This is a genomic window from Hoeflea sp. 108, from assembly GCF_000372965.1.
GTDB lineage: Bacteria > Pseudomonadota > Alphaproteobacteria > Rhizobiales > Rhizobiaceae > Aminobacter.
Genome location: NZ_KB890024.1, coordinates 272,298 through 292,620, shown reverse-complemented (window position 1 = coordinate 292,620; position 20,323 = coordinate 272,298). Strand labels below are relative to the sequence as shown.

Below are 20,323 nucleotides of genomic sequence, written 5' to 3'. Positions count from 1 at the left end.
TTTCAACGGGCTGTTCGAGCAGACTGCCAGTGTCGGAAGGACGCCCCCTCGCCTGCGCTTCGCGGCAACCCGGGGCAACCTCTTCCTAGCGGGAGGGGGTAACCGGGAACGGCGCCGCCGGTACCTTCTCCGCTGGCGGGAGAAGGCGGCCGCAAGGCGGCAAGACGAGGGGGCTAGCCAGACGCTGTTACTTGATCGCGTCCCAGCTCTTCTGGATGTCGCCGGCGACATCGGCCGGAGCCTTGCCACCGACGAGGTCGATCATGCCGGTCCAGAACGCACCAGCGCCGATTTTGCCCGGCATCAGATCGGATCCGTCGAAGCGGAAGGTCGAGGCATTGACGAGAATGTCGCCCTGCTTCTTCAGCGCTTCGTTGGCATAGGCTTCCTTGTTGGCCGTCTTGAGCGGGGTGAGGAAGCCCGACTGGGCCATCCAGACTTCGTGGGCGAGCGGCATCTTCAGGAAGTCGATGAAGGCGCGCGCCGCCTTGGAGTCCTTGGCGATGGTGAACAGCGTGCCACCACCGAGCACCGGATTGCCGAGCTCGGGCTTGGCCGCCATCGGCGGCAGGTAGAAGAAGTCGGCATCCTGGCCGAGCTTGGTGCCTTCAGGGAAGAAGGACGAGATGAACGACGCTTGGCGGTGCAGGTAGCACTTGGGCGGGACCGCAAACAGGCCCTTGGGGCTGTCGCGGAAGTCGGTCGCGGCGACCGCCGCCTTGCCGCCGTCGACATATTTGTCGTTGGTGGCGATCTTGGCGAAGATGTCGAGAGCGTTGACGACGGCCGGATCGTTGAACGGGATCTCGTTCTTGGTCCACTTGTCGTAGGTCTCTGGCGACTGCGTGCGCAGCATGATGTCTTCGACCCAGTCGGTGGCCGGCCAGCCGGTGGCGCCGCCCGACCCCAGGCCGATGCACCACGGCACGCCACCATCGGCGACGATCTTGTCGGTCAGTGCCTGCATGTCCTCCCAGGTCTTGGGAACCTTGTAGCCGGCTTCCTCGAAGTTCTCAGGCACATACCAGACCAGCGACTTCAGGTCGGCCTTGAAGGGGAAGCCGTAGAAGCCGGGTTTGCCGTCCTTGTCCTTGAAGGTGCCAAGATCGACCCAGGACTGGCCGGCGCCGTAGTTCTCCTTGACGAAGCTGGCGGTGCCCTCGTCGAGCGGCGAGAGCAGGCCCTTGGAAGCGAGATCCTGGATCAGGCCGGGCTGCGGCAGGATGGCGATGTTGGGCGGGCTGCCGGCCTGGGTGTCGATGACGATCTGCTGTTCGTAGTTTTCGGACGAGGAGTATTTGACCTCGGCGCCGGTGGCTTCCGAGAAATAGTCGAGCACCGAGCGGGCGAGCTTTTCGTCCTCGCCGCGCCAGGGCCCGAACACGGTCAGCGTCTCGCCCTTGAGGTCGACCTTCTTGAGGTCGTCGAAATTGGACCAGGTGAAGCGCGGGTCTTCGCCCGGCTTGAACTTCAGCTCCGCGGATGCGGGGGCGCTCAGGGCGACGGCCGCAAGCGCCACACCCAGCAACAGGGTCTTCCTCATGATTGTCCTCCCAGTGGATCGAAAACGTTGGTTCCGAACGTTCCGGCGGAACCTCCCTCCGCCGGCCGAGACGCCTTGAACTGTGCCCGATGATCACGCGGCCTGCAACCGCGTTACGCAACGGCATTTCAAAGCGCTTTGGCTGCACTCATCACGCCACCGAACGACCAACGAGTCAAGAGCCTCGTGTAGCTAATCGATTTAAATTAGTAGCGATGTGCGACGCAGCACGATTTTTTGGCGCTGCAGCAGCAAATTCTGCTTCAAAGCGGCGTTCGGGACGCCTATCTTGGGGCATGCTGCCGACACTCGCCCGCTTGGGCGGGGCGGCGAATTTAAAGCGCTTTGAGATTCGAGGGCACGGTGAACCTCAAACAGTTGTCGCAGATGCTCGAGCTTTCGCAGACGACGGTAAGCCGTGCGCTGAACGGTTACCCCGAAGTCAGCGAGGAGACGCGGCGGCGGGTGATGGACGCGGCCAAGCGCCATGGCTACCGGCCGAACCCGAGCGCGCGACGGCTGGCGACCGGCAAGGCCGGCATGATCGGCTACGTCATGCCAACCGGTGCCGCCGTTGACATCGACCCGCATTTCGTCGAGTTCCTGTCCGGACTCGGCGACTATGCCCGCGGCCACGAGCTGGACCTGGCGCTGAGCCCTGCGGATGCCCAGGACGAGGAGACGACCTATCGGCGCGTCATCGCCAACAAGCAGGTCGACGCGCTCTACATCTCGGCGCCGCGCGAGGCCGACACCCGCATTGCCCTTGTCCACCAGCTCGGCATTCCCTTCATCGTGCACGGGCGCAGCGAGGGGCTCGACTTCGACTACCCCTTCATCGACATCGACAATGACGGCGCCTTCCACGATGCGACGCGGCTTCTGCTGCAGCTCGGCCACAAGCGCGTCGGGCTGATCAACGGCGACGAGACCCAGACCTTTGCCATCTTCCGCGAGCGCGGCATGCGGCGGGCGCTCGGCGCCAGTGGGCTGGTTCTGGAGCCCAACAACATCCGCTCGGTCGCCATGACCGAGGAGAACGGCTATCGCGCCGCGCGCAGCCTGCTCGAAACGTCGGGCGGGCCGACGGCCATCGTCTGCTCGAGCCTGATCATGGCGTTGGGCGTCGTGCGTGCCGCGCGCGACCTCAATCTGTCGATCCCGCGCGACCTGTCGCTGGTCAGCCATGACGACGTGTTCCCCTGGCTGCGGCCGGAGCATTTTTCGGTGCCGCTGACGACGACACGCTCGTCGATCCGAGCCGCCGGAGCGCGCGTCGCCGAGCGACTGGCGGCACGGATTTCGGGGCTCGAGGACGGGGCACGCGGCGAGGTGTGGCCGGTGGATCTCGTCGTGCGTGGATCGATTGCGGGCGCGCGGTAAGGGGCGCGTGGATCATGCATGGGGGCGGCCGTGAATTGGTCGGCGACGCGCTCCGGCACATTCTTCCATGGACGGGGAGGCAGCTGCAGTGCCCCCGCTGCACTTGAGGTGGCTCTCCACCTCGGTGGGCTTTCCACCTGGCGCAAAACAGAGGACGCCGCTACTCCTTCACCGCTTCAGCCGCTTTCGTGTTGATCAACCCGAAGCCGAAGTCGGCGTCGCGGCCTTTTTCGCCAAGGTCGACGGCCGTGTCGGCGAGAGCCTTCTCCACCCAGTCGGCGCTGCGGTCGGGCGCCTTGTGCAAGATATTGGCGATGGCGCCGCTGACGACGGCAGCGGCGAAGGACGTGCCGGTGACGAGATCGACGCCCCCGCCGACGGGCGCCATGAGGTCGACGCCGGGCGCCGAGACATAGACATAAGGCCCGCGGTTGGCCTGTTTCATCAGCGCGTCTTTCGCATCGGTGGCGGTGACGGCGATGACGCCGTTGTAGGCTGCCGGGTAGCCATAGGGTGCGCCGGGGCCGTTGTTGCCGGCTGCGGCGACAAGGATCAGGCCACGAGCACGGGCGGCGCGGCAGGCCTGGTCGAGCAGCGCGTTCTTGGGCCCGACGAAGCTCATGTTGACAATGCGCACGTCCTGCGCTGCTGCCCAGTCGAGCGCGTCGAGGATGATGCCCATGTTGGACTTGCCGCCCTCGAAGGCACGGGCGTGGAAGATTTTTGCGCCCGGGGCCATGCCCTTGAACGCGCCCTTGCCGGCGATCAGCCCGGCAACCGAGGTGGCGTGGTCGCGGGCAGTGATCTTGACGCCGGGCATGGCATCGAACTCGCCAGCAATCACGTCCTTGAGAGCCGGATGGGTGTCGTCCAGCGCGGTGTCGATGACGGCTATGCCGACATTCTCGCCGTTGGCCTCGGCCTCGTCGAGGGCGATGCGCTGGAAGGCGAAATTGGGTGCAGCGGCCGCCTGCTGCAGCTCGTAGATGTGGTTGGGCTCGCGCGCCGTGGTGCGGCCATCGCCGGCGAGCTGGGCGAGCACGATCGGGACCGGCCGGCCGTCGGGGATGCCGTAGCGGACGAGGCTTGTGCCGAGCAGCAGCGACTGGCGCTGCGAACGGATATCGAGGCCGAAGCTTTGAGCGACTGCCTGCGCGACTGCGGGCCCGCCATCGACCGTCACCAGCACCTCGTCAGGCACGAAGGCGCCCTCGATAGCACGCGGCGCCACAGCAAGGGCTGTGCCCTGAGGCGATGCCTGGTTCGGCGGCGGCGCCGGCGGAGAGGGCGTCGAGCTGGCGGGATCGGAGGCGGACGCCTGGCCGCCGTCGCCGCGCTGCGGATTGGGCGTGGGCACCGGCACGCTGGACGGAGGTACCGTCGATGGCGGCGACGTGGTCGAGGGCGCAGAAGGTCCACCCGGATTGGCGAAGAGATCGACCAGCATGTCGGGCAGGCCGACGGATGCTCCGGCGCCACTGCCGCCCGCTCCTCCGCCTCCGCCGCCTGGCTTCAGGCAGTCGGCGGCAGTTGCGGCGGTGGCCTTGCTCAGGCAGTCGATTTGCTCGGGCGTGAGGTTTGGGTCGTTGGTCTGGGCGAAGGCGGGGCTGGCGGCGAACAGTGCCGCCACCAGCATCAGCCAGGCCCTGCCCCCAAGCCTCTTCATCCCTGAGGCTTCCGGCCAGCGGTCACCGTGTCGGCGACCGGCGACGCCGCGATGACACCGAGGATGCGATCGTAGTCGGCGACCGTTTCGGCCTTGATGGCGACGCGGAAGACGCCGCTTACGGTCGGGCCGTCGATGATGCTTGCGCCTTCGTCGCCAAGCAGTGCCGCGATTTCGGACATCCTGGCGTCCGGCTTGAATGTGACCAGCGCGAAGGGCAGTTTTGCTGCGTCCTCGCCGGTGCCGGCGACTTCGAAATTGTTGCCGCCGGCGCCGGGCCGTTCCATGACGCCCTGGACGACGACGAAGGCGAGCAGAGCCGCTGCGGCAGCCCAGGCGACGCCGACCGGCAGGCCCATGAAACCCTGCCAGGCGCGTGCCAGGAAGGATTGAGACCGGCGCTCACGCGCGGGGCCGGCTTCGGCCTCGAGCATCCTGGAGAACCGGCTCAGGGCATCGGCGGGCGGGCGCATCGCCTCGTTGGCGGCCATAGTGCCAGAGAACTCGGCCTCGGCGGCTTCGAGCGCATCCATGGCGGCGGGATCGCTGGCGAGCCAGTCCTCGACGGCTGCCAGCTCCGCTCCTTCAAGCGTACCGTTGAGGTAGAAGGGCAGCAGCGTCTCGATCTCATCTCGGCGTGTCATCTTTTCGGCAGCGCTCATGGCCAGCCCCTGTCATATCCGGCGGCCTTGAGGGCCTCGCCCAGCTTCTTGCGGGCGTAGAACATCCGCGTCTTGACGGTGGCGACCGGAATGTCGAGCACCTCGCCGATCTCGGTCACCGATTTCCCATGGTAATAGGCAAGGTCGATGACCGTGCGGTGCTCTTCGGCCAGTGCATTGACGAAGCCGCGCAGGGCGGCCCCCTTGTCCTTTTTCATTGTGACGACCTCGGGCGTGTCGGCATCGTCGGGCACGGCCGCCGCATCGTCGTCGTCGAGCCAGTCCTCCTTGCGCTTGCGCAGCTGGGACAACGCCTTGAAACGCGCAATGCCGAGCAGCCAGGTCGACACCTCCGACCGGCCCTCGAATTGCGGCGCCTGGCGCCACAACTCCAGAAAGACCTCGTTTGCTACATCATCCGCCACGGCTTCAGATCCCGTCTGGCGCGCCACGAAACGGTAGACCCGTGCGTGGTGACGCGTGAACAGGAGCCGCAAGGCGGCGCGGTCGCCGTTTGCGACCCGGCCGACGAGCTCGCGATCTGACATGGGGTCGGATGCGATGTTCATGGCCGGGGTCACCGCCGGGCTCCTGTCTGCATAGTCGCGTGTCGCCGCAAAAAGGTTCACCCGATTGTTTCGGACAAACAAAGCTAACCGAACTGCCGCTGCCTGACCAGTGGATGGGCGGCAACCCAGGCGGGAGGGTCCGGCGCAATGCCAGGGCTTGCACGCAAAGCAATTTGGTATACAGTATTCCAAATTGAACAGGCCAGTAGCCCTCGGGGAGCATTGAATGACCGTCGCCATGAATCCGGACGAATTCCGCACCGCGCTCGAAAACGCCATCAAGGGCAAGAGCGCCAACAAGTCGCCCTTCAGCGTCGGCTGGGCCAGCGGCAAGCTGAGCCGCGAGCACCTCGCCCGCTGGGCCGAGAACCACTACCACTATGTCGGACCGTTCGCGGACTACCTCGGCTACATCTACGCGCGCATGCCCGAGGGCTACACCGAGGCCAAGGATTTCCTGCTCGCCAACATGTATGAGGAAGAGATCGGCGGCGACCGCCATACCGATCTGCTGATCCGCTTCGGTGAGGCCTGCGGCACGACGGCCGCCAGAATTCGTGACCCCGAGAACATGTCGCCGACGACGCGCGCCCTGCAGAGCTGGTGCTACTCCGTCGCCATGCGCGAAGATCCCATCGTCGCCGTCGCCGGCCTCGTGGTGGGCCTGGAATCCCAAGTGCCGTCTATCTACCGCAAGCAGACGCCCACGCTGCGAGAAAAATACGGCTTCACCGACGAGGAGGTCGAATTCTTCGACCTGCATATCGTCTCCGACGAGATCCACGGCGAACGCGGCTACCAGATCGTTCTGGAGCATGCCCGCAGCGTCGAGATGCAGCAACGCTGCCTCAAGATCTGCGAGGTCGGCGCCCAGATGCGCCTGCTCTACACCACAGCGCTCTACAATGACTACGTCGCCTCCGAGTTGCCGCTCGAAGAACTGAACCTCGCCGCCTGACCAGGAGGCAAGCGGCGGGGCATATGTTCGGGCCCCGCCGAAAAGCGCAATAAAGCCATAGGCATGACAGGGACGGAAACGTGAAGCAGGTCCTCAAACTCGAAGTCGAAGAAGCCCGCGTCATGGTGGCGGCGGCGGTGGCCAAGGCGCTGGAGCTGAACGTTCCCGAAACCGTCTGCATCGCCGACGACGGCGGTTATCCGATCGCGCTCGAACGCATGAACGGCGCGCGGGTGACCGGGCCACAGATCGCCTGGAACAAGGCCTTCACCGCCGCCGGCCACAAGCGCTCGACCCACCTGTTCACCACCCCGCCGAACGGCCCTGCCCTGCCGGGCAACGAAGCCTTCGGCATCCAGCTCAGCTTCGAGGGCCGTTTCGCCGCCTTTGTCGGCGGCTTTCCCGTCGTCGTCGATGGTGAGGTAATCGGCGGCGTCGGCCTGAGCGGCGGCAATGGCGAACAGGACATCGCCTGCGGGCTGGCGGCGCTGCAGGCGCTGGCCATACTGCTGGAGCCGAAAGGCCACAAGGTGATGGTGCAGGCCGACATCAAGAAATAGCAGCGGGCTACCCGCCCCAGCCTTCAGTGGAGACATGGATGGGCCATGTTGTGCGCGTCCTCGAGACCGAGGATCAGTTCACCGTCGATTCGGAAGAGTCCGTGCTGATGGCGGCGATCCGCCAGGGCGTGCAATTGCTGCACGACTGTACCGAGGGCGGCTGCGGCACTTGCCGGGTGCGGCTGATGGAAGGCTGCGTGCGCTACGAAGAATATCCGCTGGCGCTGTCGCCCGAAGACGAGGATGAGGGCTTCGCACTGGCCTGCCAGGCGCGGCCCGAGAGCGACCTCGTGATCTCGACCGAACGGCCGATGGAACCGTGCTCGGACCCGGAACGGTATACCGCCGAGGTGGCAGCCGTCGAGGCGATCGGCCGCGACGTGGTGCATCTGACACTTGCGTTGCCCAATGCCGAAGGGCTGGTCTATCGGCCCGGTCAATATCTCAACGTCATGCTTGGCGACGGCAACAAGCGCAGCTTTTCCATGGCCTCCACGCCAAACGGCCGCACCGTTGACCTGCACATCCGTCGGGTGAGCGGCGGCCATTTCACCGACGGGCACCTGAGCACGCTCAAGCCCGGCGACCGGCTGGATGTGGATCTGCCGCATGGCCTGTTCTGCTGCCGCAAGGAGGACTTCCGGCCACTGTTGATGGTGGCGACCGGCACCGGACTGGCACCGATCAAGAGCATGTTGGAATCGCTGATGGACGATCCCGACTGCCCGCCCGTCAGCCTCTATTGGGGCATGCGGACGGAAGAGGACCTCTATCTGCATGACGAGATCCAGTCGTGGGGCGAGCGGCTGTGCGACTTCCAGTATGTGCCGGTGCTTTCTCGCCCCGGGCCGGACTGGGATGGGCGGCAGGGTTATGTGCAGGAAGTGGCGGCCGCGGACATCGGCGACTTCTCCGAACACGCCATCTACATGTGTGGTTCGCCCAACATGATCGCCAGCGCCAAGAAACTGTTCGTCGAACGCGGTGCCAATCCCGGCTTCATCTATTCCGACGCCTTCAATTTCCAGCACACGCTGGTGCCGGCGGAGTAGGCGCCAAAGGCCGCACATGGACAGCGTCGCCGAGACATCAGGAGGCCGTATCGCGGGAATGAGCCGCGACGGCGTCGGGCGCTTTCTTGGCATTCCCTATGCGGCGGCACCGGTCGGCGAACTCCGCCTGCGCTCGCCGCGACCGCATCCGGGCTGGCGCGGCATTCGCGCCGCCGACCGCATCGGCGCTGCGCCACCGCAACTGCTCAGCGGCAGCCAGACATGGCTGAACGAGCCGATCCAACGCATGGACGAGGACTGCCTGACGCTCAACGTCTGGGCACCTGAGAACGCGCGGCGCGCTCCCGTCATGGTGTGGTTCCATGGCGGGGCGACACGCAATGGCCATGGCGGCGCTGCCGCGTGCAACGGCAGCCGGCTGGCGCGCGAGCACGACATCGTGGTGGTGACGGCGAATTACCGGCTCGGGCCGCTGGGCGGGCTGGCGCATCCCGATCTTACCGACCCCGAGACAGGTCTCAACGCCAACTGGGGCATGCAGGACAAGATCGCGGCGCTGCGCTGGGTGCGTGACAACATCGAAGCGTTCGGCGGCGACCCGGCCAGGGTTACCATGGCGGGGCAATCCTCCGGGGCGGCAAACGCCGTGCTGATGGCCCAGAACCCCGCGTGCCGATGCCTGTTTCGTGGTGTGATCGCCCAGAGCCCACCACTGTTTCGCCCGCCGATGTTCGTCGGACTGGACGAGGCGGCCGAGTACACCGAGGCGGTGGCGGCGGCACTAGGCACCGATGCTGGTGGTCTGCGCGCACTCGACGGCATGGACATCGTCAAGCGCGAGGCGGCGTTGCTGCGCGACGGCGGTTTTGCCGGACGGTTCCCACGGCCGCGCACGGCGCCGACGCTCGATGGCCAGCTGGTACTCGCATGGCCGCATGACGGACAACCGGCCGACGTGCCGCTACTCACCGGCTTCACCCGCGACGAGGCGAAATTCTGGTACGACCTCGCCCTGCCCGACGGCACCAGCCTGTCGCCGCTGGCGCCACCCGCCGATGAGGCGGCACTTGGCGCGGCCATCGCCAGGCTCCTGCCGCTGCATTACGCTTTTGAGGACGCACTCAGCCCTGAGATGGTTGATGAGGCCTATCGCGAGGCGATGCCGGGCACCGACGCCACCGTGCGATGGCTGGCGATCTATGGCGACCTCGTCTTCCGGGCGCCAATCCTGCGGCTGGCGCAGCGGCATGCGGGATGCGGCCAGCCGGCCTTCCTCTACGATCTCGCCTGGCCACTGGCGAAAACCGGCGGCACGCCACATGCGGCCTGCGTGCCCTTCGTCTTCGGCATGCACGGGCATCCGCATCTCTCAGGCAAGATAGGCGCAGGTGCAGAGGCTGACGCTCTTTCCACGGCAATGATGGCGGCGTGGGCCGCCTTCGTGAGCGATGGCACGCCGTCTGCTCATTTGCACGACTGGCGGCCGCTCGACCCCGAGGCCGCTGAAGCAACTGTCATGACATTTGGCGAGCAGCGTCGCGTCTCGCGTTTCGGCGCACTCGAAGGCGGCGCAAGACTCGGGCTGTGGAAGGAGATCGCGGCATGAACGGCCCGGATCATCCCAAAAGCTGCGCAGGATTGAATATTGTAATCAATCCTTGCTCGCCTGTATCATCCTCCCTAAGGAATTGCTTCCGCAGGTTGATTCGCACCGCTACCAGGAAGTGCACATGACCGCCATTTTGGGTGAAATTCACGCGCCACTGACCAAGCTGATCACCAATGCGCTGCGCGAGCGCATCGTCAGCGGCGAGATCGGCGTCGGCGAACGACTGGTCGAAGGCAAGCTTTCGGAAGAGATGGGCGTGTCGCGCATGCCGGTGCGCGAGGCGCTGCGCGAGCTCGCCGCCGAGGGCATCGTCACCATCGAGCCGCGCCGCGGCGCATCCGTCACCGTTTTCACCGAAGAGCAGAAGCACGAACTGGTGGAAGTGCGCGCGACGCTCGAGGCGCTGAACGCCAAGCTTGCGGCCAAGCGCCATGACCCCGAGCAGATTGCCGCCCTGCAGAAGATCCTCGACGACGGCGCAAAGCTCGCCGACACCGATGATCCCGTTCTTCTGTCGCGCCAGAACACCGAATTCCACGAGGCGCTGGCGACTGTTGCCGCCAATTCGGTGCTGCAGGACATGGTGCGCTCGCTGCGCGACCGCACGGTGATGCTGTTTGCGCCTGTCAGCAAGCGCCGCGGCCGCCAGAACTGGGAAGAGCATGCCGGCATCCTGCGCGCCGTGATCGCCGGGGACAGCGAACTCGCGGCCTTGCTCGCCGCACGGCATGTCTACAATGCCGCGGAAATTCCGCAGGATTAGGCGGCAGCGACCATCGGTTTTGCCAACGGCAAATGAAGTCGGCGCCATAAGCACCTGCGCCGTCCCATAGATGGCGTGGGCCATCCCTTTGCACTGTCAAGTCGTTCCAAATTGACGACTTGACGTAAACGCCTTCTTATCCGTATTTCTTGATGCCTTCGGCATGTAGTCGCAAGAATTCACCTTTCCTGTATTTGGTGTATCCATGCGCAATGTCCACCTTTTCCTGACAGCAGGTCTTGGGTGCCTCATCTTGGCGGGCATGACGATGATTTCGCCTGCCACAATCGTCTTCGACTTCATGGATCCCGAGAGGAGCGAGTGCTCCAGCCTGCTGAAAGGCTACAGCGACAGCCGCAAATGGCCGCAACCGAGCACGGCCGAATATGCTCGCTACATGCAATGCTACATGATCATATGCGAGCCAAGTCCACGGTGGTGGTAGACACCGAAGCACTTGTCTGGACGACATCGCCAGTTCGATCCTTTAATATCAAGTTTTCCTGAAATACCTTTGCGATTGCAGGCAGCATTCAGTTCTGATCATTTCGAGAAAAATATTCAGAACATTTGGAATGTGTAAGAATGATTCGTTTGGCTGCGCTCCTCGGCATCTCCGTAATTCTCGCTGGTTGCACCACCATGTCTCAAGGCGAATACAAGACCGCCCAGACGACTCTGGCCGGCAGCCCTGCCCTCAAGCGCGAAACGATGAACAGCTGCATCAAGGACGAGAATGCCCGCTCGGCCAAGGACAAGGCCGAGATGGCCGCGGTGTTCAACATCGATCCGAAGAACTATGCGGCCACCTTCTGCAAGCGCCTGATCAACGGCATGGCCAGCAACCGCATCACCTACCAGGACTACGTCAATCTCGATTCCCGCACGGCGGACAACAGCAAGCTGATCCGGGTTTTGCAGGGTCGCTGACCGCTATCGCCGGCGGGGCCGCCTTGAGCCCGCCGCAATCGGACCTATAGCTCCGCACCATCATGACCTGTTCTTTTGAGTCCCGCTAAAGCCCCGCTTCACGCATTGCGTGGACCGGGGCCGTGTTCAGCCAAATCGGTGAGCCCACAGCTTGCCATAATGGATGACGCCCGGTGCCTGGTCGCCGGGATTGCGGACACTCAACATCATGAACATCTCGAAGAAGGAGCGCAAAGCGCTCGAAGTGCTGTCGTTCGGCGGCACGATCATCCTTGAAAAGGACGCCAGGAACCGACCTCTGGAAGCATCGTTCGTCACCCGCGAGGGCTGGTCCCTCGAGGGCGCCGGCCTCGCCGAGTTCAAGGTGCTGAAAGCCAAGCGGCTGGTCGTGTCCCGAAATGGCGGCAACTACACGATCTCCAGGGACGGAGTGGTCAGCCTGCAGCAGGCTCGACAGGCCGCGAAGAAAGGGTAGAGGCAGACGATCGGCGCAGGCGCAATTTCAGAGGCGATGGCGCAGATTGTCGTCGTCCCAGCATGACTGCTGGACGACGGCTTGACCTGGGTCAAGGTCGGCCTCCATGCGCGGGCATAAATGGCCGAGAGCTTCACGCAGCCATGGATACCCCGATGTCAGTCCTGTCGTTTGTCGCCGCATCCCTGGCCATCCTGCTGACGCCGGGGCCGACCAACACCATCCTGGCCGCATCGGGCGCGGCGATGGGATTGCGCAAGGCGCTCCACCTGCCTCTGGCCGAGGCGCTGGGCTATGCACTTGCCGTCAGCCTGTTCCTGGTGCTCCAGGAGCAGTTTCACGGCACGCCAGTGGCGCTCGCCGTCATGAGGGCCATCGCGTCGGCCTGGCTGCTGGTTTCGGCGGCCAGGCTGTGGCGGCAGCCGGTCGTGCCCGACATCAAGGCGAGGCAGGGTGCATTCTGGCGCGTGATCGTGACGACTATGCTGAACCCCAAGGCGATGCTGGTCGGCACCATCGTCATCCCGGGTCTGATGGCAGACAGTCAGCCGGCCGGCGTGGCCTGCTTCGTGCTGCTTTCCTCGCTGGCCGGCATCGGCTGGACGGCACTGGGCGCGGCACTTCCGGCGGCGCTCCGCCGGCACTCCTACCGGGCGGCGGCCCTGATCGTCGGCGGCTTCTCGGTGGCCGCTGCCATCAGCGCGGCCCACGCCTGACGTCCACGGCTAGCCGCCGACGATCCGCCGATAAGCCAATCCGGCCAACGCGATGTCCTGCAAGCCGACACCGACGGACTTGTAGATGGTGATCTCGTCCGCGCTGGTGCGGCCGCGTGCTTTGCCGGCAAGGATCTCGCCGAGTTCGACGATCTTGTCCGGCGTGAGCGCCGCGGAATCTGCCAGCACGAGATCGCCGGCCTCGCGCAGGCTCTGTTCGCGCCATTCGACGGCGACAAGCGAAGCACGGGCCATTGCCCGGTCGTCGAGCTCGCGCGTGTTGGGCAGGCTCGAACCGACGGCGGCGATGAAAGACCCGGGCTTGAGCAGGTCACCGGAAAACAGCGCTGATGGCGAGCGCGAGGCGGTGATCAGAATGTCGACCTCTGACGCCGCCTGTTCTGCTGTGGCCAGTCGCGTAGGGACGCCGCAGGCAGCTTCCAACCCGGCCGCCAGGGCAGGATCGGACGAGCGGCTGACCAACAGCACACGCTTGAGCGGGAAGACTTCGGCCATCTGGATGGCATGTGCCCGGCCGAGCGGACCGGAGCCAAAGACCGCGAGCGTCGCAGCTTCCGGACGGGCAAGTTGCTGTGCTGCGATGACAGAGCAGCCGGCGGTGCGCAGCCTTGTGATGGCGCCGGCATCGAAGGTGGCGAGCGCGCGGCCGTCGACCGAGGAAAACAGCAGGATGATGAAGGAGAATTGGCCCTTGATGGTGGTGTAGACCTTGGCGCCAACCACGTCCTGACCGGGGATGACCGCGCCCAGGGTCGACAACTTGATGCCAGCGGCCTCGCTGCGGATGCGTGGCTGCATCGCCGCTTCCTCACGCCCGAAACGTTGGAAGGCATCGGCCAGCGTCGCGCGTGCATCGGCGGCGGAGACGGCTGCCTCGACCAGTTCATCCGTGATGTGAGGCAGGCTCATTGGACAACCGTCCTCGCGAGAATGCCAAGCGCACCGAGCCCGGACATGGTGAGCAGAAGCAAACGAACACCACGCGGCGAAAAATAGCGATGGAACCGGCCGGAGACGAAGAAGCCACCGAGCATCAGCGGGAACAACAGGATGCCGAGCCAGAGCTGCGGCAGTGTGAAACGGTCGACGTAAGCGAGCATCAGCAGCGACAGGATGGCGCCGGCGAAGAAGACACAGCTGATGGTCGCCCGCATCTGACGCGGCGGCACATATTGCATGACAATGGCGAAGGGCGGCGCGCCCGACGAGGTTATGGTGCCCATCAGCCCCGAGGCGAGGCCGGCGATCGCCATGTTGGGGTGAGATGCCCTGACCTTCCAGCCGGCGAAGCTGAGGCCGACGCCCGCGAGGATCAACAGAGCAAAGACGATCGAGAATGCATTGGTGGGCAAGGCCGCGAGCGTCGCGCCCGCAAGCAGCGTGCCGCCGGCACGCCCGACCATCAGCGTGGTGACGCTCGGCCAGTCGACGGCATCGAAATCGCGGAGCAGGCCAAGCAGCGCCAGGCCGGCACCGAGCACCAGCAGCGGCCCGGGCGCCATTTCGGGAAAGAACAGCACTGCAAGCGGCGCCGAAACCATGGCAAAGCCAAGACCGCCTATGCCCTGCAGCAAGGCGGCGACGAAGACCATGGCGCCCATGCCGAACAGATGGCCCGGCACGAAGTCGCCGGGCATCAGCTCAGTCAGGCGCTGGAGCATGTCAGGCCCCAAGATAGACGCTCTTGATGCGACTGTAGAAGTCCATGACGTTGGCGCCGCCCTGCTCCTTGGCCGCCTGGTTGCTCGAATGTTTGAGGCCGCCGAACGGCGCGTTGAGCGAGACGCCAGTCGTTGGGCTGTTGACCTTGACGATGCCGTGCTGGGTCTCGCGGGCGAAACGCAGCACCGACGGCAGATCGCCGGTCACCAGCGAGACGGCGAGGCCGTATTCGGTATCGTCGGCCAGCCTGATCGCCTCGTCTAGGCTGTCGATGGGACGGATGGCGACTACCGGTCCAAAAATCTCCTCACGCCAAAGGCGACTGGTCTCCGGCAGATCGGAGACGACGGCGGGGCGAACGAAATAGCCATGCGCAAGGCTCTGGTCGGCCTCGCGCAAAGCATCGCCACCGACGACGCGGCCGCCCTCCTCGCGGGCGATGCCGACATAGGCCAAAACCTTGTCGTATTGCGCCCGGGTGGCAAGCGGGCCCATCTGCACGCCGTCTGCCGTGCCCGGCCCGACCTTGATGGCGGCAACAGACTTTTCGAGCCGCGCCACCAGTTCGGCATAGAGCGGGCGAGCGACGAGCACACGGCTGGTGCCGGTGCAGGCCTGTCCGGTGAGGCCGAAGGCGCCGCGCTCGATGGTGGCGACGGCCTTGTCGATGCTGGCGTCTGAAAGCACGACGGTCGCGTTCTTGCCACCCATCTCGAGCTGGACGCGGGTGTCGGTGGAGAGCGACGCTGCGATCTGCTTGCCGACCGCATAGGAGCCGGTAAAGGTCAGCGCATCGACGCCTGCGCTCGCGGTGATCGCCTGGCCGACCTTGGCGCCCTTGCCCTGGACGAGCGCCACAAGCTTGGGCGGCAGGCCGGCCTCAAGAAGCACCTCGACGAGGCGCTGGCCCATCAGGGGCGTGACCTCGGACGGCTTGAAGACGACGCCGTTGCCGGCGGCAAGGGCCGGGCCAAGCTTGCGGGCGGCCATCGACAGCGGGAAGTTCCACGGGGTGATGACGGCGACCACGCCGACCGGCTGGCGCAGAGACAGCACCAGCTGGGCGCTTTCGCTCGGATAGGTCTCGCCATTGAGGCGCAGCGCCTCGCCGGCATAGAGGCGGAAGTTGGCGGCGATGCGCCTTGCCTCGTTGCGCGCCTCGTTAAGCGTCTTGCCTTCCTCGCGGGTCAGCTCTGCGGCGATCTCGTCGGCACGACGGGCCATGATGTCGGCGGCACGGAACAGCACGTCGGCGCGAACCTCCGGCGACTGCGCCGCCCAGGCCGGCCAGGCCGTTGAGACGCTGGCAACGGCGGCGGAAACATCGACGGTATCCGAATCCGGGAACAGGCCGATGAGGTCGCGCTCGTCGGCCGGATTGCGGTCCTCGAAAGTGGCGCCGCCGAAAGCGGGCTGCCACTCGCCGGCGATGTAGTTCAGGTGTCGCTCAGTCATTGGTCGTTTGCTTTCGGAAGTCGTTCTGCGTTCGAAGGCGCGTCAGCGTCCTTTTGGCACCCAGGAGACGGCGACGTCGCCGAGCACGAAGGTCTGGCAGGCCATGCGGAAGCCGGCGGCGAGATCGTCTGCCGTCAGGTGGTTGCGTTCCTTGGGCTTGACGGCATCGGTGTTCTCGATGCCGGTCTCGATCCGGCACTTGCAGGTGCCGCACAGCCCGCCGCCGCATTTGAAGGGGATGCCCCCCTTCTCGCGCAGCGACACGCGCAGCAGATTGCTGTTTTCGGGCGCGGACACCTGCTTGTTGTCGTTGGTGATGAAGGTGATGTTGATCATCGGCGCGTTCGATGCTGTTGGCCGGTCAGACCAGCTTGAGCTGGATGTCCATGCTGCCGTAGGTGGTCAGCGTCTTGAGCTCGTGGCGGGCTTCCTCGACGGACGAGAATTTCTCGAACAGCTTGCAGGGCACGTTGTTCTCGATCTGCGGCGGCTCGTCCTCGACGATGCGGATGCGCGTCTGGTCCTGATCGGTCAGCTTGGCGATGGTGAAGCTGGCGCGCTTGCGGCCGTAGAAGATGTAGTCATAGGTCTCGACCGGCTGTACGCCGGGGCTCATCTCGGTCCGGAATTCGCCCGGCTTGGTCGTCAGAACCACATACATTGTCCACCTCGTGCTGATTGCTGATCACGCCGACGCCACCGAAGCATTGCCGGCAAAATTGTTCGGGAAGTGCCGCGCCTTCCGGCTCGGCTGGCTCTGCTTTGCGCAATTCCGGACGGAAACCGCTGCGCACTTTTCCTGGAATTGCGCTAGGCCTGCTCCGTCACCTTCTCCTGGCGGAGCTCGATGTCGTTCTTGATCCACAGCTGGCAGACGAGCCGAAAACCCTCGTCGAGCTTGTCGCCGAGCTGTTTCTTCTCCTTCCAGTTGGGCGGCGGCAGGTGCTCGGCGCCGGCCAGGATGCGGCTGGCGCAGGTGCCGCATTTTCCCATGCCGCATTTGTAGGCGAGGTGCGGATAGGGAAACTGCTTGATGCCGGCGCGGACGACGAGGTTGGTGTCGTCCTTGACCTCACCTGTGAAGGCTTCACCGTTTTTGTGGATCACGACTGTCGGCATGTGCGAGCCTCAAACCCCGCCGATACCGGCAAGCTCCGGCTCCATGGGTGCGACGCGGCCGAGCTTCACATCCTCGGCGACATAGTCGTTGTAGAGTGCGGTGGTGTAGAGCAGGCGCATCTGGGCGCCGACCTCGCAGATCTTCAGGCAACGTTCCTGCATCTCGACCGTGCGGGCATGCTCCAGCACGATCTGGTAGCCGCGTTCGCCGTGGATTTCGTCGGAGACGATGTGCAGGTCGAAGAACTCGACTTCCTCGTCGGTAAAGCCGTAGCTGTCGCGCAACGTCGGCGTCTGCTTGCGGTAGATCGACGGCACCTGGGATTCGAGGCCGACGACAAGCCCGGCAACGGCGACGATCGGGTCCTCGCGCATCGCCACCGCGTAACACCAGCTCTGCAGGCCGCGCGTCGTCGGCGACATGTTTTCCGGGTCGGTCATGCGCTCACGAGATGTGCCGCAAGCCTCGCCGAAACGTATCAGCAGATCGGTGTGGCGGTCGCCGCCGATCTCTTCCTCATACATGTTGGCGAGCAGGAAATCCTTGGCCTCGACATACTGCTCGGGCATGCGGGAATAGATGTAACCGAGGTAATCCGCGAACGGCCCCACATAGTGGTAGTGGTTCTCGGCCCAGCGCGAGAGATGGTCGCGGCTCAGCTTGCCGCTGGCCCAGGCCATCGAGAACGGCGATTTGTTGGCGCTCTTGCCCTTGATGGCGTTTTCCAGCGCAGTGCGAAATTCATCCGGGTTCATCGGCACAGTCATCGGGTTCCCCTGTCGGCTGAATGGCTTTTTCAAATCTGATTTGGAATACTGTATACCAAATTGACATTGACGCAAGCCGCATTCTACAGTCGCTTCGTCCGCATGTTTCAAGCATGCGCATACAGTATGTCGTAGCTCGAATGACCGGAGCGAGGAAAGGAATGGCTGAGATGAACGATCCGGCGAACGGCGTACGTGGCCAGAACGCGATGGTGGCGACAGGCCATCCGCTGGCGGCGCGCACGGCAATCGACATGCTGGCGGCCGGCGGCTCGGCGGTCGATGCGGCGATCGCGGCCGACGCCATCCTCGGGGTGGTCGAGCCGATGGCAACAGGCATCGGCGGCGACCTCTTGGCCATGCTGGTCGAGCCCGATGGCCGTGGCACAAGCTACAACGGCACCGGCCGGGCGCCGGCGGCGCTGACCGCCGATATCTTGGAGCGGCTGCCCAACCGGCGCATCCCCGAACGACACGCCCTGTCAGTGACCGTACCAGGTGCCGTGCGCGGCTGGTTCGACCTGCATATGCGCCACGGCCGGTTGCCGATGGCGCAGCTGCTGGCGCCTGCCGTCGCGCTTGCCGCCGGCGGCTTCGAGGTGCTGCCCATTGCGGCGCGCGAATGGGCGCTGTTCGAACCGATCATCAAGGGCGATGCGGCCGCGGCCGCCATGTACAGTTCAGGCAACGCGCCGCGCGCGGGCGAACGCTTCGCCAATCCCGAACTGGCGAAAGTCCTGCAGGCTATCGCAGCCGACGGACCCGATACCTTCTATCTCGGCGACGCGGCGCAGCGCGCAGCTGCCGCCAATCAGGCATGCGGCGGCGTGCTGTCCGCAGGAGACTTCGCCGCCCATCGCGGCGATTTCGGCGAGCCGCTGCGTCGGAGCTTTCGCGGGCTGACCATGCTTGAATGCCCGCCCAACACCCATGGCGTGGCAGTGCTTGACGCGCTGGAGGAACTGGACGCCCTGCCGCTGGAACGTGACGACCCCGGCACCACGCTTGCCATGGTGCAGGCGGTGGGCCGGGCGCTGGCGCATGCCAAGGAGACGGTGGCCGATCCAGCCGGGAATACAGTGTGCACCGTGGTCGTCGACAGCGACGGCCTGGCGGTGACGCTGATGAGCAGCATCTTCAAACGCTTCGGCTCAGGCATCGGCGTGCCGGGTCATGGCTTCGTGCTTCAGAACCGTGGCTTTGGCTTTTCGGAACCGGGACATATCAACGGGCCGGGACCGTCGAAGCGCGCCTATCATACGGTCGTGCCGGCGGCAGCGCTGAAGGACGGCCGTTTCCACTGCGGCTTCGGCGTGGTGGGAGGGGCAATGCAGCCGCAGGGCCATGTGCAGATGATGGTGCGGCTGGCGGCCTGGAACGAGAAGCTCCAGGCGGCAATCGATGCGCCGCGCTGGCGGCTGGAAGGCGCGAAGCAACTGGCGATCGAGCCGGGCACGCCCGACAGGATCGCACGCGCCCTGCGCGACGCCGGCTACACCGACCCGGAAGGTGCTGGCGAGCTTGGTGGGCGCAGCGATTTCGGCGGCGCGCAGTTCGTGCTGCGCGACGCGGACGGCAGCTTGCTCGGCGGTTCGGACAAACGCAAAGACGGGCTAGCTCTGGGCGCGTGAGCCGTCAGCCTCTAGACATATTTCTCAACAGAACGGGGACAGGGATTTGGCCAGGACATTCGATCGCATCGTGCTCATCACCGGGGCGGCCAGCGGTATCGGCGCCGAGACGGCGCGGCGGCTTTCGGCGCCGGGCGTCGGCCTGGTGCTGCACACGCGCAAGAACGCCGAAGGTCTGGGCGAAGTGGCCGAGATCTGCGGGCGGAAAGGTGCCGTGGTGGACATGGTCGTCGGCGATCTGGCCGACCCCGACGTGCCGGCCAGGATGGTGGCGGCGGCACGCGAGCGCTTCGGCCGCGTCGACCAGATCGTCAGCAACGCCGCCCAGGCGGCGCGCTCGACGCTGGGCGAAGTGCAGCCCCAGGATCTGGAGCAGGCCTTCGCCACGATGCCAACGGCGCTGCTCAGGCTGGTCAATGCGGCCATGGCCGATCTCGATGCCTCCGAATGGGGCCGCGTCGTGGTGGTGAGTTCCTTCGTCGCCCATATCTTCGGCACCGCCGACATCCACTTCCCGGCGACCTCGGCCGGCAAGGGTGCGCTGGAGGCCCTGGCGAAATCGATGGCGGTCCAGCTCGCGCCCAAGGGCGTGACGGTGAACTGCGTGGTGCCCGGCTTCACCCGCAAGGACCCAAAGGGGCATTTCGCGGCCACCAGTTCGGCGCTGGAAAAGGCCATCGCGGTGACACCGACGGGCCAGCTGACCGAACCGGCCGATGTGGCCGCGGCGATCCAGTTCCTGTTGTCGCGGGAGGCGAGCCAGATCACCGGCCAGGCACTGCATGTCGACGGCGGGCTGACGTTGCCGTGAGCCGGTTTG

General features: G+C 65.2%; 22 protein-coding genes. 11 read left to right on the top strand and 11 right to left on the bottom strand.

Annotation, left to right across the window (positions count from 1 at the left end; all coding sequences use genetic code 11):
* Nucleotides 1–187: 187 nt before the first annotated feature.
* Complete coding sequence (locus B015_RS0101430) at nt 188–1,543, bottom strand: ABC transporter substrate-binding protein (protein ID WP_018425865.1); 1,356 nt, start codon at nt 1,541–1,543, stop codon at nt 188–190.
* Nucleotides 1,544–1,906: 363 nt separating this feature from the next.
* Here B015_RS0101430 and B015_RS0101425 point away from each other — a divergent pair, with 363 nt between their 5' ends.
* Nucleotides 1,907–2,926 carry a LacI family DNA-binding transcriptional regulator gene (locus tag B015_RS0101425; protein ID WP_026226771.1) on the top strand — a complete coding sequence of 340 codons (1,020 nt, stop codon included), beginning with the start codon at nt 1,907–1,909 and terminating at the stop codon, nt 2,924–2,926.
* Nucleotides 2,927–3,086: 160 nt separating this feature from the next.
* Here B015_RS0101425 and B015_RS0101420 read toward each other — a convergent pair whose 3' ends face one another.
* Genes B015_RS0101420 through B015_RS0101410 form a run of 3 tightly spaced genes read right to left on the bottom strand, consistent with a single transcriptional unit; the run spans nt 3,087 to nt 5,823 of the window.
* Entirely contained in the window at nt 3,087–4,592 is a 1,506-nt protein-coding gene (locus B015_RS0101420; protein WP_018425863.1) for a S8 family serine peptidase, read from the bottom strand.
* The gene (locus B015_RS0101415) at nt 4,589–5,254 is read right to left on the bottom strand and encodes a hypothetical protein (protein ID WP_018425862.1); all 666 of its coding nucleotides are present in this window, start codon (nt 5,252–5,254) and stop codon (nt 4,589–4,591) included. The genes B015_RS0101420 and B015_RS0101415 overlap by 4 nt, the downstream gene beginning before the upstream one ends.
* Nucleotides 5,251–5,823: a sigma-70 family RNA polymerase sigma factor gene (locus B015_RS0101410; RefSeq protein WP_026226770.1), complete on the bottom strand. Its 573-nt coding sequence runs from the start codon at nt 5,821–5,823 to the stop codon at nt 5,251–5,253. The genes B015_RS0101415 and B015_RS0101410 overlap by 4 nt, the downstream gene beginning before the upstream one ends.
* 226 nt (nt 5,824–6,049) lie before the next feature.
* Between B015_RS0101410 and B015_RS0101405 the strand changes: the two genes are divergently transcribed.
* From B015_RS0101405 to B015_RS0101360, 8 genes are all read left to right on the top strand, one after another.
* On the top strand, nt 6,050–6,781 hold the full coding sequence (locus B015_RS0101405; RefSeq protein WP_018425860.1) for an iron-containing redox enzyme family protein: 732 nt from the start codon (nt 6,050–6,052) through the stop codon (nt 6,779–6,781).
* Nucleotides 6,782–6,861: 80 nt separating this feature from the next.
* On the top strand, nt 6,862–7,341 hold the full coding sequence (locus B015_RS0101400) for a heme-binding protein (protein WP_018425859.1): 480 nt from the start codon (nt 6,862–6,864) through the stop codon (nt 7,339–7,341).
* Nucleotides 7,342–7,379: 38 nt separating this feature from the next.
* On the top strand, nt 7,380–8,393 hold the full coding sequence (locus tag B015_RS0101395; protein WP_018425858.1) for a 2Fe-2S iron-sulfur cluster-binding protein: 1,014 nt from the start codon (nt 7,380–7,382) through the stop codon (nt 8,391–8,393).
* A gap of 16 nt (nt 8,394–8,409) precedes the next feature.
* Nucleotides 8,410–9,960 carry a carboxylesterase family protein gene (locus tag B015_RS0101390; protein ID WP_026226769.1) on the top strand — a complete coding sequence of 517 codons (1,551 nt, stop codon included), beginning with the start codon at nt 8,410–8,412 and terminating at the stop codon, nt 9,958–9,960.
* Between the two features lie 124 nt (nt 9,961–10,084).
* Nucleotides 10,085–10,726 (top strand): GntR family transcriptional regulator, encoded by a 642-nt coding sequence (locus tag B015_RS0101385; protein ID WP_026226768.1) that lies wholly within the window; start codon nt 10,085–10,087, stop codon nt 10,724–10,726.
* 585 nt (nt 10,727–11,311) lie between these two features.
* On the top strand, nt 11,312–11,656 hold the full coding sequence (locus B015_RS0101375; protein WP_018425854.1) for a hypothetical protein: 345 nt from the start codon (nt 11,312–11,314) through the stop codon (nt 11,654–11,656).
* Nucleotides 11,657–11,864: 208 nt separating this feature from the next.
* The gene (locus B015_RS0101370) at nt 11,865–12,131 is read left to right on the top strand and encodes a YjhX family toxin (protein WP_026226767.1); all 267 of its coding nucleotides are present in this window, start codon (nt 11,865–11,867) and stop codon (nt 12,129–12,131) included.
* A gap of 155 nt (nt 12,132–12,286) precedes the next feature.
* Entirely contained in the window at nt 12,287–12,847 is a 561-nt protein-coding gene (locus B015_RS0101360) for a LysE family transporter (RefSeq protein WP_018425852.1), read from the top strand.
* A gap of 9 nt (nt 12,848–12,856) precedes the next feature.
* Here the strand turns inward: B015_RS0101360 and B015_RS0101355 are convergent, their stop codons facing one another.
* The 7 genes from B015_RS0101355 to B015_RS0101325 all read right to left on the bottom strand — a co-directional run bounded on the left by B015_RS0101355 (nt 12,857) and on the right by B015_RS0101325 (nt 17,872).
* Nucleotides 12,857–13,777, bottom strand: coding sequence for an ornithine cyclodeaminase family protein (locus tag B015_RS0101355; protein ID WP_018425851.1), 921 nt, complete (start codon nt 13,775–13,777; stop codon nt 12,857–12,859).
* Nucleotides 13,774–14,529, bottom strand: coding sequence for a sulfite exporter TauE/SafE family protein (locus B015_RS0101350; RefSeq protein WP_051091881.1), 756 nt, complete (start codon nt 14,527–14,529; stop codon nt 13,774–13,776). The genes B015_RS0101355 and B015_RS0101350 overlap by 4 nt, the downstream gene beginning before the upstream one ends.
* A gap of 1 nt (nt 14,530) precedes the next feature.
* Nucleotides 14,531–15,985: an aldehyde dehydrogenase family protein gene (locus B015_RS0101345; RefSeq protein ID WP_018425849.1), complete on the bottom strand. Its 1,455-nt coding sequence runs from the start codon at nt 15,983–15,985 to the stop codon at nt 14,531–14,533.
* Between the two features lie 42 nt (nt 15,986–16,027).
* The gene (locus B015_RS0101340) at nt 16,028–16,321 is read right to left on the bottom strand and encodes a 2Fe-2S iron-sulfur cluster-binding protein (protein WP_018425848.1); all 294 of its coding nucleotides are present in this window, start codon (nt 16,319–16,321) and stop codon (nt 16,028–16,030) included.
* A gap of 25 nt (nt 16,322–16,346) precedes the next feature.
* Nucleotides 16,347–16,646 (bottom strand): hypothetical protein, encoded by a 300-nt coding sequence (locus B015_RS0101335; RefSeq protein WP_018425847.1) that lies wholly within the window; start codon nt 16,644–16,646, stop codon nt 16,347–16,349.
* 149 nt (nt 16,647–16,795) lie between these two features.
* The gene (locus B015_RS0101330; protein WP_018425846.1) at nt 16,796–17,104 is read right to left on the bottom strand and encodes a 2Fe-2S iron-sulfur cluster-binding protein; all 309 of its coding nucleotides are present in this window, start codon (nt 17,102–17,104) and stop codon (nt 16,796–16,798) included.
* Nucleotides 17,105–17,113: 9 nt separating this feature from the next.
* On the bottom strand, nt 17,114–17,872 hold the full coding sequence (locus B015_RS0101325; RefSeq protein WP_018425845.1) for an iron-containing redox enzyme family protein: 759 nt from the start codon (nt 17,870–17,872) through the stop codon (nt 17,114–17,116).
* A 161-nt stretch (nt 17,873–18,033) separates the two neighbouring features.
* On the opposite strand from B015_RS0101325, the gene B015_RS0101320 reads away from it, so the two are divergent.
* Entirely contained in the window at nt 18,034–19,503 is a 1,470-nt protein-coding gene (locus B015_RS0101320) for a gamma-glutamyltransferase (RefSeq protein WP_018425844.1), read from the top strand.
* Between the two features lie 46 nt (nt 19,504–19,549).
* Entirely contained in the window at nt 19,550–20,314 is a 765-nt protein-coding gene (locus tag B015_RS0101315; protein WP_018425843.1) for an SDR family oxidoreductase, read from the top strand.
* Nucleotides 20,315–20,323 lie beyond the last annotated feature (9 nt).

What these genes read in the sequence shown, in the direction of transcription:
- B015_RS0101430 (WP_018425865.1), bottom strand. Translation starts at nt 1,543, where the DNA reads ATGAGGAAGACCCTGTTGCTGGGTGTGGCGCTTGCGGCCGTCGCCCTG.
- B015_RS0101420 (WP_018425863.1), bottom strand. Translation starts at nt 4,592, where the DNA reads ATGAAGAGGCTTGGGGGCAGGGCCTGGCTGATGCTGGTGGCGGCACTG.
- B015_RS0101415 (WP_018425862.1), bottom strand. Translation starts at nt 5,254, where the DNA reads ATGAGCGCTGCCGAAAAGATGACACGCCGAGATGAGATCGAGACGCTG.
- B015_RS0101410 (WP_026226770.1), bottom strand. Translation starts at nt 5,823, where the DNA reads ATGAACATCGCATCCGACCCCATGTCAGATCGCGAGCTCGTCGGCCGG.
- B015_RS0101405 (WP_018425860.1), top strand. Translation starts at nt 6,050, where the DNA reads ATGACCGTCGCCATGAATCCGGACGAATTCCGCACCGCGCTCGAAAAC.
- B015_RS0101395 (WP_018425858.1), top strand. Translation starts at nt 7,380, where the DNA reads ATGGGCCATGTTGTGCGCGTCCTCGAGACCGAGGATCAGTTCACCGTC.
- B015_RS0101390 (WP_026226769.1), top strand. Translation starts at nt 8,410, where the DNA reads ATGGACAGCGTCGCCGAGACATCAGGAGGCCGTATCGCGGGAATGAGC.
- B015_RS0101385 (WP_026226768.1), top strand. Translation starts at nt 10,085, where the DNA reads ATGACCGCCATTTTGGGTGAAATTCACGCGCCACTGACCAAGCTGATC.
- B015_RS0101375 (WP_018425854.1), top strand. Translation starts at nt 11,312, where the DNA reads ATGATTCGTTTGGCTGCGCTCCTCGGCATCTCCGTAATTCTCGCTGGT.
- B015_RS0101370 (WP_026226767.1), top strand. Translation starts at nt 11,865, where the DNA reads ATGAACATCTCGAAGAAGGAGCGCAAAGCGCTCGAAGTGCTGTCGTTC.
- B015_RS0101360 (WP_018425852.1), top strand. Translation starts at nt 12,287, where the DNA reads ATGTCAGTCCTGTCGTTTGTCGCCGCATCCCTGGCCATCCTGCTGACG.
- B015_RS0101355 (WP_018425851.1), bottom strand. Translation starts at nt 13,777, where the DNA reads ATGAGCCTGCCTCACATCACGGATGAACTGGTCGAGGCAGCCGTCTCC.
- B015_RS0101350 (WP_051091881.1), bottom strand. Translation starts at nt 14,529, where the DNA reads ATGCTCCAGCGCCTGACTGAGCTGATGCCCGGCGACTTCGTGCCGGGC.
- B015_RS0101345 (WP_018425849.1), bottom strand. Translation starts at nt 15,985, where the DNA reads ATGACTGAGCGACACCTGAACTACATCGCCGGCGAGTGGCAGCCCGCT.
- B015_RS0101340 (WP_018425848.1), bottom strand. Translation starts at nt 16,321, where the DNA reads ATGATCAACATCACCTTCATCACCAACGACAACAAGCAGGTGTCCGCG.
- B015_RS0101335 (WP_018425847.1), bottom strand. Translation starts at nt 16,646, where the DNA reads ATGTATGTGGTTCTGACGACCAAGCCGGGCGAATTCCGGACCGAGATG.
- B015_RS0101330 (WP_018425846.1), bottom strand. Translation starts at nt 17,104, where the DNA reads ATGCCGACAGTCGTGATCCACAAAAACGGTGAAGCCTTCACAGGTGAG.
- B015_RS0101325 (WP_018425845.1), bottom strand. Translation starts at nt 17,872, where the DNA reads ATGACTGTGCCGATGAACCCGGATGAATTTCGCACTGCGCTGGAAAAC.
- B015_RS0101320 (WP_018425844.1), top strand. Translation starts at nt 18,034, where the DNA reads ATGGCTGAGATGAACGATCCGGCGAACGGCGTACGTGGCCAGAACGCG.